The sequence below is a fragment of the Curtobacterium sp. ER1/6 genome (assembly GCF_001742745.1).
GTDB classification, from domain to species: Bacteria; Actinomycetota; Actinomycetes; order Actinomycetales; family Microbacteriaceae; genus Curtobacterium; species Curtobacterium citri.
Genome location: NZ_MJAK01000005.1, coordinates 85,339 through 99,761 on the forward strand (window position 1 = coordinate 85,339; position 14,423 = coordinate 99,761).

Here is a 14,423-nt window from a genome sequence, read left to right on the forward strand (position 1 = left end):
GCGGCGTGGTCGTCGTTCACGACATCGCGCGTGTCGATCGACGCGTGCCGTGTCGTTCGATGCGCACGCAACCGGTGCGTGGGCATCGTGCGACGTTGCACGTGTCGATCGACGCGCGCGTCGTCGCAGAACGCGCGCGACCCGCACGCCGCACGCCGGCACGCCGCACGCCGGCCCGCCGCACGCCGCCGGCAGGCACGCCGCGGCCCGCGCTACCCCCGCCGCTGCAGGTGTGCCCGGGTGAGCTCGGCCATCTCCTCGTCGGACAGGGCGTCGACGGAGCGGGCCTCGCGGCGGTCGGTCCGCTGCCACCGGACGAAGAGCATGACGAGCACGGGCACGTCGGCGACCTCGGCGATGAACCACAGCAGGTCACCCGCCAGGTGCTGGTCGCGCAGCGGTGACGGGAACCACGGCTGCCCCACGGCCTGCACGAGCGACCCGTCGAGCACGTGGTTCGACACCCGCAGCACGATGCCGGGCACCGCGTCGAGCAGCAGCTCCACGAAGGCGAGCAGGAACTCGATCGTCACGAACGTCGAGCTCCGCAGGACACCGGGTTCGGACAGCGGCGCGAGCAGCGTGAACCCGAGCACCGGCACGAGCACCGTGATCGCCGTCGCACACGCGCCCGACTGCCGGATCGCGGCGGACAGCGGGGTGAGCAGCACCGCGAAGAGCACCAGGCCGACGACGGGGGCGACGATCGCGTTCCCGAGCACCCGCACGGGCCGTGAGCCCATCACCCGGTCGGCGGCCGTGGACCAGCGTGCGGGTCCGCCGATGCGCAGGAGCGACACCGGGGCGGCGAGGGCGGCGAACGTCGGCACGGCGAAGAAGAGCAGTGCGAGCCGGAGCGTGAAGGCCCACCGGAGCTCCTGGTCGTACCGGCCGACGATGCCGAACTGCAGCACGGCGAACAGCGCGAGCGCGGCGACGAACGAGGTCGTCCGCCAGGCCGACCACCGCGCCCGGCGTCGCCGTGCTCCCACCAGCCACCACGCGTAGGCCACGGCGGCGATTACGAGCAGTACCGCGGCCAGGGGGTCGAGGTGCCAGGTGCTCCAGAACACGTCGGGTTCGGGCGTGGGGTGCCTCCTGGTGACGCGGCGGGACGGGCGTCGTCATCCTCCGCCCGGAGGCCCTCGGGAGCCTCCCGCGCCGGGGGCGTACCGGTGAGGATCGGCACAGGTGCTCGGCGGGCGGGTGCTCCGACACGCGCGCGTCGCGCACGTTCGGACGACGACCGTGTACGGTTGACGTTGTCTTGATCGATGCAAGAAAATCGATGCAAGCGAACCGATGCGGGAGAGGGGACGCGATGGACGTCGACGCGGATCTGCTGCGGGCCTCGGGCCTGCGGGTCACGGCACCGCGCCTCGCGGTGCTGCGCGCATCGTCCGCGATGCCGCACGCCACCGCGGACGACATCCTCGGCGCGGTCGCGGCCGAGCTCCCCACGACGAGCCACCAGGCGGTGTACGGGGTGCTCGGCGCCCTGACCGGTGTCGGGCTCGTCCGCCGCATCGAGCCCGCCGGCAGCCCGGCGCGGTACGAGCGACGCACCGGCGACAACCACCATCACGTCGTCTGCACGATGTGCGGCGCGATCGAGGACGTCGACTGCGCGGTCGGTCACGCACCCTGCCTGACGCCCTCGGAGACCCACGGCTTCGCCGTGACGACTGCCGAGGTGACCTACTGGGGCATCTGCGAGCGCTGCGCCGCCGCCGAGCGCGACGACGCCGCGGCCGTCCCCGCCTGAAGCAACCCTGGCCCCGCCTGGAGCAACCCGAGCATCCCTGACCGAACCAACCGTTCCACCTGAGGAGGAACCGTGTCCGACCAGAACACGACCGGCCCCGCCGGCACCCCCACCACCACGACCAACAGCGGCGCCCCCGTCTCGAGCGACCAGCACTCGATGGGTGTCGGCGCCGACGGCCCCCTCGCCCTGCACGACCACTACCTGGTCGAGAAGCTCGCCCAGTTCAACCGCGAGCGTGTGCCGGAGCGCGTCGTCCACGCGAAGGGCGGCGGTGCGTTCGGCACCTTTACCGTCACGAACGACGTGTCGCAGTACACCCGCGCCGCGTTCCTGCAGCCGAGCAAGCAGACGGAGATGCTCGCTCGCTTCTCGTCGGTCGCCGGCGAGCAGGGCTCCCCGGACACCTGGCGCGACCCCCGCGGCTTCGCGCTGAAGTTCTACACCGAGGAGGGCAACTACGACCTCGTCGGCAACAACACCCCCGTGTTCTTCATCCGCGACGGCATCAAGTTCCCGGACTTCATCCGCTCGCAGAAGCGCCTGTCGGGCTCGCACCTGCGCAACCACGACATGCAGTGGGACTTCTGGACCCTGTCGCCCGAGTCGGCCCACCAGGTCACGTGGCTCATGGGCGACCGCGGCCTGCCGTCGAGCTGGCGCCACATGGACGGCTTCAGCTCGCACACCTACCAGTGGATCAACGCCGAAGGCGAGCGCTTCTGGGTGAAGTACCACTTCGAGACGCAGCAGGGCCACAAGACCCTGACGCAGGAGGACGCCGACCGCATCGCCGGCGAGGACGCGGACTTCCACATCCGCGACCTCTTCGAGGCGATCGAGCGCCGTGACTTCCCGAAGTGGGTCCTCAAGGTGCAGGTCATGCCGTACGAGGACGCCGCGAGCTACCGCTTCAACCCGTTCGACCTGACGAAGGTGTGGCCGCACGCGGACTACCCGCTCATCGAGGTCGGCACGATGGAGCTGAACCGCAACCCGGAGAACTACTTCGCGCAGATCGAGCAGGCCGCGTTCGCGCCGTCGAACTTCGTGCCCGGCATCGCGGCGAGCCCCGACAAGATGCTCCTCGCGCGCATCTTCAGCTACGCGGACGCCCAGCGCTACCGCGTCGGCACGAACCACGCGCAGCTGCCGGTGAACGCCCCGAAGAACGAGGTCCACTCGTACTCCAAGGACGGCGCCATGCGCTTCGACTTCCAGAAGGCCGAGGTGCCGGTGTACGCGCCGAACACCCAGGGCGGTGCCCACGCCGACCCGAACGCCACGGACGACGTCCCCGGCTGGGAGTCCGACGGTGCCCTGCAGCGCGCCGCCGCGACGCTGCACCCGGAGGACGACGACTTCGGCCAGGCCGGCACGCTCTACCGCGAGGTCCTCGACGACGCCGCCCGTGAGCGCCTGGTCGGCAACATCGCCGGGCACGTCTCGAAGGTGACGCGCGACGACCTGCTCGAGCGCGTGTTCGCCTACTGGACGAACGTCGACGCCGACCTGGGTGCGCGCGTGCGCGCCGCGGTCGCGCCGAGCGCGCCGGGTTCGAACGAGGACCCGGAGAAGGTCGCCGTCGAGGCGTAGTCGCCACCGCGTGACGGACGGGAGGCCCGGTGCCAGCTGGCACCGGGCCTCCCGTCCGTCACATGAACGGTCCTAGACCTGCTGGCCGTTGAGCATGACGGGCCCGGCCGGCCAGTCCTCGAGCCGGGCCTCGACCGGCAGGACCATCCAGCCGCCCTGCTCGGTCTCGGTCACGCCGGCGCCGTCCGCGGTGAAGGCCGAGAAGGTGCCGACGGCGCCCTCGAGCTCGTGCCAGCCGCAGCGGGCGTAGAAGGGGACGCGGTCCTCGCCGGTGCCGAGGAAGCCGAACGGCACGCGGAGCCCCTCGAGGACGGCGCGCGTCCGGACGAGCAGCTCGCGCCCGACGCCGGTGCCCTGCAGTGACGGCGACACCGCGACGATGCCGGTGTCGCCGACGAGGAGGTCCTCGCCGCCGACGGTGACGTACATGCGGCGGATGCCGAGGTGCGCGAGGACGACGCCGTCCGCACCCCACCCGATCACCCGTCGCTCGGGCTGCATGCCGGCGTAGTCCCGGCCGCCCACGTACCAGTGCGACCAGTCCGGGAACGCCTGCCCCAGCATCGCCGCGATCGCCTCGTGGTCGGGGAGCGTCAGCGCGCTCTCCTCGACCACCTCCCACCGGATGTCTTCGCTCACGCGCCCATCCTGCCGGTTCCGTCTGCGCGTCGGTGGCCCGAGGCTCGGCCAGGCGGACAGTTTCGCGTCTGCTCGACCACGAGAGTGTCCGCGGAGCCGAGCCTCGGCGTAGACCCCCCGCCCGCGCGGGTCAGCCGCGACCGGGCGCCGTCACCTCGATGCGGTTCGCCCACGGGTCCTCGAACGCCACGGTCCGGCCGTCGTCGGCGGTCTGCACGCCGGTGTCGTGCATGCGGGACACGAGCGCGCCGAGGTCGTCCGCGCCGGGGACCTCGATCCGGACCAGCCCGAGGCCGAGCCCGAGCTGCCGACGCCCGGCACCGCGGGAGTTCCACGTGTTCATCGCCATGTGGTGGTGGTAGCCGCCCGCGCTGACGAACAGCGCCTGGTCGCCCATCGCCGCGGTGGTCGCGAAGCCGAGCCGGTCGACGTAGAACGCCCTCGCGGTGGCGACGTCGCCGACGGACAGGTGCACGTGGCCGACCCGCCCCGGGCGCGACGCTGCGGACTCCAGCGCCGAGGACGTCAGGTGCGAGCGGATGAAGGCGTTCGGGTCGACGTAGATGGTCGCCATGTCGACCATGCCGTGCGTCCACGACCACTCGGCGCGGTCGCGGTCCCAGTACAGCTCGACGCCGTTGCCCTCGGGGTCCTGGAAGTAGAACGCGTTGCTCACGAGGTGGTCGGCGCTGCCCGTGAAGGTCCGCGGGTACCGCGTCGCGACGGAGTACAGCGCCGCCGCCAGGTCGGCCTGCGTGTCGAACAGGATCGCGGTGTGGAACAGTCCGGCCTCGTGCGGGGACGCGTGTCGCATCGCGGGGGCGTGCTCGAGCACCACGATCGGTGTCGCGCCACGGCCGAGCACCGCCGTACCTCCGTCGTTCGTCAGGACCTGCAGCCCGACGCCGTCCCGGTAGTAGGCGACCATCGTGTCGAGGTCGGCGACCCGGAGCGTGACGGCGCCCATCCCGGTGTCCGCGGCGAGGAGGTCCTGCGTGTGCATGGCACCAGTGTGCGCTCGATTGGTTGACGCGTCAACCAAATGGTTCAGCGCGCTACTTCGCGCTGAACCCGCCGTCCGTCTTCAGCAGCTGCCCGTTCACCCACGCGCCGTCCGGCCCGAGCAGGAACCCGACCAGGGCAGCGGTGTCCGTCGGCATCGAGGGCCGTCCGAGCGGCGTCTGCGCGACCGCGGCCGCGCGGATCTCGTCGGTCATCCACCCGGTGTCGTTCGGTCCCGGGTTGACCAGGTTCGCGCTCACCCGCACGTCACCGAGCTCGAGCGCCGCCCCGACGATCAACCGGTCGAGCGCCCCCTTGCTCGTGCCGTACGGCAGGTTGAAGCCGACGTGGTCGCTCGTCAACGCGACGACGCGACGACGGTCCTCCGGTGCGGCCGCACCCTCGCGGAGGCGTCTGGCGTACGCCTGCACGACCAGGAACGGCGCGCGGACGTTCACGGCCAGGTGCCGGTCCATCGACTCGACCGTCGTGGTGGCGAAGTCCGAGTCGACCGACTCGCAGTGCGACAGCACCACCGCGGTCACGGGCGCGCCCGCCTCCGCCTCGGCGCGGTCCACGAGTGCGGCCGCCTGCTCCGCGTCGGCCAGGTCGACCGGGAGGCGCGTGACGCGTGCTCCCGCACGCTCGGCCTTCGCGACGACCGCGTCCACCCCGTCGGGGTCGGCGGCACCGTGCACGCGTTCGTCGTACGGGCCCCACCAGGACAGGGCGAGGTCCCACCCGTCGGATGCGAGTCGCGACGCGATCGCAGCGCCGATGCCGGCGCGCCGACCGAGGCCGGTCACCAGGGCGAGGGGTCGGCTGGTGAGCGGTCCGTGGGTCATGGGTCGTGCCTCCCGTCCGTGCGACGCGACCGTGCGCCGACCCGCCCAGGATGGCACCGCACCCGGTGTCCGGTCGGCGGCACGCGCCGCAGCAGGGCCAGGATGGGAGGATGCCTCGTTCCCGCCCGCCCGTCCGGCCCCGTGCGCGGCGCGGCCGACCCGACCTGTCGACGTTCCCGGTCGAGCGCCTGCGCGACCGGTTGTCGTCGTACATCTACGGCAACATCACCGTGCTCGCCGTCGCCATCGCGGTGGACCCGGCGGCGATCCGGCACGGTTCGGCCGTGCTCACGGTCCTGGCGACCGCCGTGCTGACCTACCTGGCGCACGTGCTGTCGCACCTCGTCGCGCACGCCGTCGGCGACAGCGGGGACGACGACGAGCACCGGGAGACGTTCGGCGCGATCGTTCGTGACGCGAACCCCATCGCGACGTCCGGCCTGATCCCCGCCGTGCTCTATGCCGCCGCCTGGGTCGGCTGGCTGCCAGCGCCGTGGGCGCAGACCGCTGCGATCGTCATCCTCGTGGTGCGCATCGGCCTGGTCGGGGTCTTCCTGCAGCGGTTCAGCGGACGGCGGCCGTCGTTCCTCGGGCTGTGGGGCGGTGTCGTCCTGGCCGCCGTCGCCTTCGCGATCGGGCTGGTGAAGGTGGTGCTGACGCACTGAGCGGGAATCCGACCGAGCGGGAGCGTCCGCAGCGCTCCGGGTGGGATCCGCCGGCCGTCAGCAGCCGGTGGTCGTGAGGGTCACCCGCGCGACGTCCTCGCCGGAGACCGTCGTCCGCACCGGGCACAGGTCGCCCGCCCGCACCGTGACGTCGCCGAGCGGCACCCCCGCGAAGTCCGCGGTGCCGCCCGGGAACACGCGCTGGTGCTCGGAGAGCTTCCCCGTCGCCGCGAAGACCTTCACCTCGTACGGGTGGTCGGCGGCGTCCCGGGACACCGTCACGGCGATCTGCCCGGTCGAGTCGTGCGCGCCGCAGCCGGTCAGCGAGACGGCGCCGAGCACGACGACGGCGAGGGCGAGCAGGGGTCGGCGGAGCACGACGACCAGGCTACGCCGCGCCGCGGAGTCCTCCGTACTGGGGACGGGCGCGATCCCGGCGGACCGGTAGCGTTGGACCATGTACCAGGGGACCTCACCGACCTCCACCGGCACCTCGGCCCAGGCCGTCCGTCGCGCCGCACTCGTCGCCGCGCTCGACGTCGTCGACGGCGGGCCCGAGGAGCGCTTCGAGCGCATCACCCGCATCGCACGTGAGGCCTTCGGGGTCTCCGGTTCCTTCCTCAACCTCGCGGGCGCCGAGGTCCTGACGATCAAGTCGCAGCAGAGCGACGCCGTGTACGGCCCGACCATCCCGCTCGAGGACACCTTCTGCGGTCGCACGCTCGACCAGCTCGGGCCCGTCGTCGTGCCGGACGCCCGCGCCGACGCCCGGTACGCCGACATGCCGATGGTCGTCGAGGACCCGAACGTCCGCTTCTACGCCGGGGTGCCGCTCCGCGTCGGCGAGGACCACGTCAAGGTCGGCACGCTCTGCCTGGTCGACCCGCAGCCGCGCACGCTCGACGACGACGACGTCGCCCTGCTCGAGGAACTCGGCGTCTGGGCGGAGCGCGAGCTCGCCACGGGTGCCGACGAGGACCGGCTGCGCGGTGTCCTCGCCGGGCTGCAGCCCCTGCCGGTCGAGGTCCCCGGGTACCGCCTCGGCGGGATGTCCGTCCCGCACGGCGTCGTGTCGGGCGACCTGCACGAGTGGCACCTGTCCGGCACCGCGCTGCACCTGACCATCGCGGACGTGATGGGCAAGGGCATGGCGGCCGGTCTGCTTGCCGCGACGATCCGCGGAGCCCTGCTCGCACGTCCCGACGAGGACCCCGAGCGGGTGGTGGCCGCCCTCGACGAGCAGGTCGCGCCCGATCTCGGTCGCGCCGAGTCCTTCTCGACGATGTTCACCGGCCGGCTCGACCCCGCGTCCGGGCAGCTCGACTTCGTGGACGCCGGTCACGGCCTGGTGCTGCAGATGCGGGCGGACGGTGCCGAGCGCACGCTGCTGTCGAGCGACCTGCCGATCGGGCTGCACCCGGCCGGGCTGTCCCGGTCGACGGGGTCGCTCGTGCTCGAGCCCGGCGACGTGCTCGTGCTGGTCAGCGACGGCGCGCTCGAGCTCTGGGACTCGACGCTCACGTCGCTCTCGCGCCTCGGGGCGCTCTGGCGGCAGGAGCCGGACATCGACGCGTTCCTCGCCCGGGTGCGCGCACGCGCGCTCGAGCACGACCCGGGGGACGACCTGACGGTCGTGGTCCTGGCCCGCGATTGACGGCCGTCACGACGGCAGCGGACGGACGGGAGGCCCGTGGCGGCGTCGCCAAGGGCCTCCCGTCCGTCCGGTGGTCGTCGGTCAGGCGCCCAGGCGCTCGATCAGTTCGGCGTACCGCGCCGCGGTGCGCTCGACGATCTCCGGCGGGAGCACCGGCGGGGTGCCCTGCCGGTCCCAGTGCGCGGTGAGCCAGTCGCGGACGATCTGCTTGTCGAACGAGTCGGTGCGGCCGCCGGAGCGGGCGTCCCAGTAGCGGCTCGAGTCGCTCGTCAGGACCTCGTCGGCGATCCGGATCGTGCCGTCGGCGTCGCGGCCGAACTCGAACTTCGTGTCGGCGATGACGACGTCGTGCTCCCGCGCGATCGCGGCCGCCTCGGCGTAGACGCGGAGGGACAGGTCGCGGAGCGCCTCGGCGTCCGCGCGTCCGACGAGCTCGACGGTCTGCTCGAAGGAGATGTTCTCGTCGTGCTCGCCCTGCGGGGCCTTGTACGCCGGCGTGTAGATCGGCTCGGGGAGCCGGTCGCCCTCGGACAGTCCCGCGGGGAGCGGGACGCCGCAGACGCTGCTCGTCTCGCGGTACTCCGCCCAGCCGCTGCCGACGAGGTACCCGCGGACGACGCACTCCACGGGGAACATGTCGAGCGGCAGCACGTGCATCGACCGGGCCGCCACTGAGGCGGGCACCGGGGTACCGCCGGAGCCGGGGTCGACGAGGTGGTTCGGGACGTCGGCGATCCGGTCGAACCAGAAGCGCGACAGCCGGGTGAGGAGCTCGCCCTTGCCCGGGATCGGCGGCTCGAGCGCGAAGTCGTAGGCGCTGACGCGGTCGGAGGCGACGAGGAGCAGCTCGGTGGCGCTCGCGACGTCGGCCGTGCCGTCGGGCACGTAGAGCTCGCGGACCTTGCCCGACGACACGTGTCGCCAGCCCGGCAGCTGCGGTGCGGCGGTCACCGGGCGACCTTCGCGGCGATGTCGGTGCGGTACTGCGCGCCCTCGAGCGTGATGTCGGCGAGGCCCGCGTAGGCGCGCTCGCGGGCCTGGGCGAAGTCGGAGCCGGTGCCGACGACGCTGAGCACCCGGCCGCCGGTCGCGACGAGGTCGCCGTCGAGGACCGCGGTGGCCGCGTGCGCGACGGAGACGCCCTCGCGGGCGTTCGCGGCGTCGACCCCGGTGATGACGCGCCCGGTCCGCGGGTTCTCCGGGTAGCCCTCGCTCGCGAGCACCACGGTGACCGCGACGTCGGCGCTGAAGGTCGGCTCGGGGGCGCCGGCGAGCTGCCCGGTGGCGGCGGCGGTCAGCAGCGTGCTGAGCGGCGTCGTGAGACGGGGGAGCACCACCTGGGTCTCCGGGTCGCCGAACCGGGCGTTGAACTCGATGACCCGCACACCCTGCTCGGTGACGATGAGCCCGCAGTAGAGGAGCCCGACGAACGGGGTGCCCTCGTGCTCCAGCCGGCGGACCGTGGGGAGCGCGACGAGCTCGGTGACCTCGGCGACGAAGGCCTGCTCGGACTCCCACCGGTCGGTGAGCCACGGCAGCGGCGAGTAGGCGCCCATGCCCCCGGTGTTCGGTCCGGTGTCGCCGTCGCCGAGGCGCTTGTGGTCCTGCGCGGGGCTGAGCGCGCGGACGTCGTGCCCGTCGCTGAGGAAGAACAGCGAGACCTCTTCGCCGTCGAGGAACTCCTCGACCACGACGGGTCCGTGCTGCAGCCAGTAGGTGGCGTGGTCGACCGCGGCCTGACGGTCCTCGGTGACGAGGACGCCCTTGCCCGCGGCGAGCCCGTCGGCCTTCACCACGTACGGGGCGCCGAGCTCGTCGATCGCGGCGACCGCCTGCTCGACGGTGCCGGCGGACAGGGGCCGGCCGGTCGGCACGCCGGCCTCGGCCATGATCCGCTTCGCGAACGCCTTCGAGCCCTCGAGCTGCGCGGCCGCACCGCTCGGCCCGAAGACGGGGATGCCCCGGGTGCGCAGGGGATCGGCGACACCGGCGATGAGCGGGGCCTCGGGGCCCACGACCACGAGCTCGATGCCGTTCTCGATCGCGTACTCCGCGACGAGGGGGCCGTTCGTCGGGTCGAGCGACACCGTCTCGACGTCGGCGGCGATGCCGGCGTTGCCCGGGGCCACCGTGATGACGTGTCCGGCTCCTTCCGCGAGGAGGGCCGTGGTGATCGCGTGCTCGCGGGCACCGGAACCGAGGACGAGGATTCGCACGCGATCACCCTACCGACGTCGACACGCCGCTCGCGATGCGACGGTTAGCCTGGGGACATGCCGCCGAAGAGGATCGAGGACGCCGACGGTCTCGCCGCGCTCGCCGCGGTGCAGGGTGGGTCGACGCTCCGGACCGCCGTCGCGACCGCGGTGCGGTGGACGCTGCAGCGACTGGCCGACGACGTGCCGGGCAACAGCGTCGAGGTGCGGGTGCCGCCGTTCGCGGCCGTGCAGGCCGTCCCGGGTCCGCGGCACACCCGTGGGACCCCGCCGAACGTCGTCGAGACGGACGCGACCACGTGGCTGGCGCTCGCCACCGGAGCGCTCCGGTGGGACGACGCCGTCGTGCGGTCCCGGGTCAGTGCGTCCGGGTCGCGAGCGGACCTGGCGGCGTTCCTGCCCGTCCGTACGACTGCCTGACGCCCGCACGGCCGCCTGACGCCCGCGGGCCGACCGGCGGAGCGCGCCCGGCCGATCAGCGGAGGACGGCTGCGGGGTAGGTAGGTCCTACCGATGTGGTGGACACGAGCCCCTGCGTAACGTGGGTGTCGCCGGGATTCGGACCCGACCCGAACGGGTCCGAACCCGGCGACAGGGTCAAAGGTACGCGACATGTGCCGCCGTCTGTCAACCGTTCCGGCGAGTCGTGGCGCAGATTGCAACGTCCTTGCGTGGTCGACGACGTGATTCCGTACCGGGGTGGAACGTCCTCCGGCGTTCAGCGGTCGGAGCGCAGCGGTCCGCCGAGCATCTCGGCCAGCTCGGACCGCGCGTGCACGTCCCACTTCGCGAACACCCGCGACATGTGCGCGTCGATCGTCCGGACCGACAGCCCGAGCGTCTCCGCGATGCGCCGGTTGCTCAGCCCGCTCGCGGCGAGCTCGGCGACCTCGTGCTCCCGGTTCGTCAGCGGCGGGCGCGCGTGCCCGGCCGAGACGGCCATGCCGTGTCCGGCCAGGACGCCCTGCGCGGCGATGATCCGCACGCGGTCCCCGGACCGGACGGCGTCCGCGTAGGCGACGAGCGCGTGCGCGAGGGGACCGTCGACGCGGGCGGCGGCATCGCGCATCCGTGCGAGCGACGCCGAGGTGTCGCGCCCGGTCACCATGTCGTTCGCGTAGTGCAGCGTCTGGGCGTACATGACGGGCAACCACGCCCCGCTCGCGGTCGACCGCTCGGTGATCTCGTCGGCGTGCCGGAGCCCGGCCGGGTTGCCGAGGACGGACTCCGCCCACGCGATCGACACCGCGACCTGCTCACCGAGGATCCGCATCGCCCGGAGCGGGGTGCTCCGGGCGCGCTCGAGCGCCGCGGTCGCACCCTCGGCGTCGCCGGAGTACGCCAGCGACAACGCCAGCCGCGCCCACGGGTAGGCCGCGAAGCCCCCGTGGTCGGCGACGTCGTACCGCTCGCAGGCGGCCGAGAACGCCGTGACCGCGTCCGCCCACCGGCGCTGCCCGATCGCCTGGTTGCCGACGCCGATGAGCTCGAGCGTGAAGTCGTACTTCAGGAAGGGGCTCGACCGCCGGACGGGGATCTCCGTGAGCAGGTCGGCGATGTCCCCGCGCCACACCTGCACCTGGTGCAGGACCGAGACGATCTCGCCGACGCTCCAGGGCGCCTCCTCGACGTGCTCGACGGCGGTCGCGAGGGAGCGCTTCGCAAGGACGGTGGCGTCCTCGAGCCGACCGGCGGTGGCCAGCGCCGTCACCGCGCAGGGGGCGACGCAGAGGAAGGACACCGGGACGGTGGGCTGCTCGAGCACCCGGGAGCGCTCGATCTCCGCGCGGACCTCGGTGAAGCGCCCGCCCCAGCCCAGGTGCGCGAGCCGCAGCAGCCGCAGCCGCTCGGCGGTCGCGGCGTCGACCAGGGGCATCGCCGCGTCGGTCAGCGCGACCGCCGCGTCGACGTCGTCGTCGTGGAACTGCCGGATGTTGGCCAGGGTCTCGCACGCCTCGACGATCGCGGCGTCGTCCACCTCGGTCGACCGCCCGGTCGCGATGCCCCACGCCGCCTCGGCGTCGCACCGGCCGGCCTCGCGCCCGGTGCTGTACGAGTGCGCGAGCGACCGCAGGCAGTGCACCGTCACCCGTTCGGTGGCGGTCAGCGCGGTCCGGAGCGCGGCGGACGCGAGCGTCACACCGCTCTCGTGCTCCTGCAGCCGCACCGCGACCTGGGTGGCGTCGATCAGTTGCCCGACCGGCGGCAGGACCCCGCACTCGAGCGACCACAGCGCGGCACGCAGACGGGCGGCGGGCGGAGCGCCCTCGGGACGGGTGGTGCGGAAGGCGTTCGCGCGGGCGAAGAGGGTGGTCCGCCGGGCGACCGGCACGAGGCCGCGCACGACCTCGCCAACGAGCGGGTGCGACGGCCGGACGACGGTGGTGCCGTCCTCCGTCGAGTCGACGGCGACCAGGCCGAGCGCGACGACGCGGTCGACGTCGCCGCCGGAGACCATGCCGAGCAGCCGGGCCAGGGGGATCGGGTCGGCGAGGGCCACGATGTCGACGACGTCGCGGAGGTCCTCGGGCAGCGCGCCGAGCTCGGTCCGGTACATGTCCGCCAGGCTGTTCGACGCCGTGATGCGGCCGCGCCAGTACCACCCGGACGCGGTCTGCTCGAGCGCGCCGGACGCCAGCGCCGCACGCACGACCTCGCGCAGGTACAGCGGGTTGCCCGCGGTGGCCCGGTGCACCCGTTCGGTCGAGGCCGTCTCGAGCTGGGCACCGAGCGCCCGGGCCACGACCTCACCGGTCTCGTGCAGGTCGAGCGGGGCGAGGTCGATGCGTTCGAGCAGGTCGTCCTGCCACAGTGCGCGGAGCGCTTCCGGCAGTGCGGTGAAGTCGCGGCAGGTCAGCACGAGCCGGGCGCCCTGGTCGCGGACCAGCCAGGCGACGTAGCGGGCGGAGACGGCGTCGAGGTGGTCGGCGTCGTCGACACGGAGCACGACGTCACGGTCCGACAGGTCGTCGACCTCCCGCAGGCGCTGCGCGGCGCCCGCGTCGTCGACCAGGTCGGCCAGACCGGCGGGCAGGTCGCCGAAGCGGTCGGCGACGGCGCTGAACGGCATCGTCCGACCGGACGCCACGGCGGTGATCGGCACGACGACCGTCCGACCGGAGGCGTCGCGACGTGCCACCCGGTCGGTCACCCGCGCGGCCGTGGAGGTCTTCCCGAGACCCGGCGCACCGACGAGCGCGACGCTCCACCGGTGCTCGGCGACGACGGACACGGCGCGGTCCTCCTCGCGACGCTGCACGATCGGCCACGTCACGCGTCCGGGCGCGGCGGGACGACGACGGCCGTTGATCGACTGTTCGCGCACCCCGTCACCTCCCGTTCGTGGTCGCCCGTACGTCCCCGGTCGAGCGGGTCCGGTGTCCGGGCTCGCACATCGTCCTCGACCGGGCGACCGGCACCCGACGCGCTGCGCGCAGTGGATACCGGCCGGTCGTCACATCTTGCACCGTCGCGCACGGGGATGAACAGGCCGGAGCACGTCCCACAGTGGGGGACAATGGGACGGTGAGCGACACCGACCGACCCGAGGACCGCCCGGCACCGACCCCGGCTGCGGCACCGACTCCGGCACCGGCACCGGCGCCGAACGCCGTCGAGTCACCGGACGAGGTCACCATCCGCCGTGCGCCGAAGTTCGGCGTCTTCATCCTCGGCGGCGCGGTGCTCGGGTTCCTCGCGACCCTCGTGATCGTGACGCTCACCATGGACATCGACCGCGGCGACCAGCAGGACGCGTCCTTCGGCACGCTCGTCGGCTACTTCTCGCTCTGGGGCGTCACCATCGGCGCGTTCGCCGGCGCCCTCGTCGCGATCGTCCTCGACCGGGTCCTCGCCCGTCGCGCCGCCCGCCTGACGGCGGAGCGGGTCGCGGTGGAGCCAGCGGAGGAGACGGTCGACGGCGAGGTCGAGGACCAGGGCGACGCGACCGGACCCGTGGAGCGCACCGACCGCTGACGGTCGCCACCAGCAGACGGACGGGAGGCTCCCCACCAGCTGGTGGGGAGCCTCCCGTCCGTCGCG

The 14,423-nt window shown here is 73.3% G+C and carries 14 protein-coding genes; 6 read left to right on the forward strand and 8 right to left on the reverse strand.

Annotation, left to right across the window (positions count from 1 at the left end):
* Positions 1 to 212 precede the first annotated feature (212 nt).
* A complete protein-coding gene (locus tag Cus16_RS09525) occupies positions 213 to 1,073 on the reverse strand; it encodes a cytochrome c oxidase assembly protein (protein ID WP_141718911.1) in 861 nt (286 codons plus the stop codon).
* A gap of 248 nt (positions 1,074 to 1,321) precedes the next feature.
* On the opposite strand from Cus16_RS09525, the gene Cus16_RS09530 reads away from it, so the two are divergent.
* On the forward strand, positions 1,322 to 1,765 hold the full coding sequence (locus Cus16_RS09530) for a Fur family transcriptional regulator (protein ID WP_069712428.1): 444 nt from the start codon (positions 1,322 to 1,324) through the stop codon (positions 1,763 to 1,765).
* 72 nt (positions 1,766 to 1,837) lie between these two features.
* Positions 1,838 to 3,361: a catalase gene (locus Cus16_RS09535; RefSeq protein WP_069712429.1), complete on the forward strand. Its 1,524-nt coding sequence runs from the start codon at positions 1,838 to 1,840 to the stop codon at positions 3,359 to 3,361.
* A gap of 72 nt (positions 3,362 to 3,433) precedes the next feature.
* Here Cus16_RS09535 and Cus16_RS09540 read toward each other — a convergent pair whose 3' ends face one another.
* The 3 genes from Cus16_RS09540 to Cus16_RS09550 form a co-directional block, all read right to left on the reverse strand.
* Positions 3,434 to 4,000 carry a GNAT family N-acetyltransferase gene (locus tag Cus16_RS09540; protein WP_069712430.1) on the reverse strand — a complete coding sequence of 189 codons (567 nt, stop codon included), beginning with the start codon at positions 3,998 to 4,000 and terminating at the stop codon, positions 3,434 to 3,436.
* Between the two features lie 130 nt (positions 4,001 to 4,130).
* Positions 4,131 to 5,003: a VOC family protein gene (locus Cus16_RS09545; protein ID WP_069712431.1), complete on the reverse strand. Its 873-nt coding sequence runs from the start codon at positions 5,001 to 5,003 to the stop codon at positions 4,131 to 4,133.
* A 52-nt stretch (positions 5,004 to 5,055) separates the two neighbouring features.
* Positions 5,056 to 5,847: an SDR family oxidoreductase gene (locus tag Cus16_RS09550; protein WP_069712432.1), complete on the reverse strand. Its 792-nt coding sequence runs from the start codon at positions 5,845 to 5,847 to the stop codon at positions 5,056 to 5,058.
* A 110-nt stretch (positions 5,848 to 5,957) separates the two neighbouring features.
* Between Cus16_RS09550 and Cus16_RS09555 the strand changes: the two genes are divergently transcribed.
* Positions 5,958 to 6,512: a hypothetical protein gene (locus tag Cus16_RS09555; RefSeq protein ID WP_069712433.1), complete on the forward strand. Its 555-nt coding sequence runs from the start codon at positions 5,958 to 5,960 to the stop codon at positions 6,510 to 6,512.
* 57 nt (positions 6,513 to 6,569) lie between these two features.
* Here Cus16_RS09555 and Cus16_RS09560 read toward each other — a convergent pair whose 3' ends face one another.
* Positions 6,570 to 6,890 carry a hypothetical protein gene (locus tag Cus16_RS09560; protein WP_141718912.1) on the reverse strand — a complete coding sequence of 107 codons (321 nt, stop codon included), beginning with the start codon at positions 6,888 to 6,890 and terminating at the stop codon, positions 6,570 to 6,572.
* Between the two features lie 79 nt (positions 6,891 to 6,969).
* On the opposite strand from Cus16_RS09560, the gene Cus16_RS09565 reads away from it, so the two are divergent.
* Positions 6,970 to 8,166, forward strand: coding sequence for a PP2C family protein-serine/threonine phosphatase (locus Cus16_RS09565; protein WP_069712435.1), 1,197 nt, complete (start codon positions 6,970 to 6,972; stop codon positions 8,164 to 8,166).
* 81 nt (positions 8,167 to 8,247) lie between these two features.
* On the opposite strand, the gene Cus16_RS09570 is transcribed toward Cus16_RS09565, so the two are convergent.
* Both Cus16_RS09570 and purD read right to left on the reverse strand, forming a co-directional pair.
* Complete coding sequence (locus Cus16_RS09570) at positions 8,248 to 9,117, reverse strand: phosphoribosylaminoimidazolesuccinocarboxamide synthase (RefSeq protein WP_069712436.1); 870 nt, start codon at positions 9,115 to 9,117, stop codon at positions 8,248 to 8,250.
* The gene (gene purD, locus Cus16_RS09575) at positions 9,114 to 10,382 is read right to left on the reverse strand and encodes a phosphoribosylamine--glycine ligase (protein ID WP_069712437.1); all 1,269 of its coding nucleotides are present in this window, start codon (positions 10,380 to 10,382) and stop codon (positions 9,114 to 9,116) included. Before purD ends, Cus16_RS09570 begins: the two co-directional genes overlap by 4 nt.
* A 57-nt stretch (positions 10,383 to 10,439) precedes the next feature.
* On the opposite strand from purD, the gene Cus16_RS09580 reads away from it, so the two are divergent.
* Positions 10,440 to 10,802 carry a sterol carrier family protein gene (locus Cus16_RS09580; protein ID WP_069712438.1) on the forward strand — a complete coding sequence of 121 codons (363 nt, stop codon included), beginning with the start codon at positions 10,440 to 10,442 and terminating at the stop codon, positions 10,800 to 10,802.
* Positions 10,803 to 11,100: 298 nt separating this feature from the next.
* Here Cus16_RS09580 and Cus16_RS09585 read toward each other — a convergent pair whose 3' ends face one another.
* Entirely contained in the window at positions 11,101 to 13,707 is a 2,607-nt protein-coding gene (locus tag Cus16_RS09585; protein WP_069712439.1) for a helix-turn-helix transcriptional regulator, read from the reverse strand.
* A gap of 200 nt (positions 13,708 to 13,907) precedes the next feature.
* Between Cus16_RS09585 and Cus16_RS16660 the strand changes: the two genes are divergently transcribed.
* The gene (locus Cus16_RS16660; protein ID WP_083263860.1) at positions 13,908 to 14,357 is read left to right on the forward strand and encodes a hypothetical protein; all 450 of its coding nucleotides are present in this window, start codon (positions 13,908 to 13,910) and stop codon (positions 14,355 to 14,357) included.
* Positions 14,358 to 14,423: the final 66 nt, after the last annotated feature.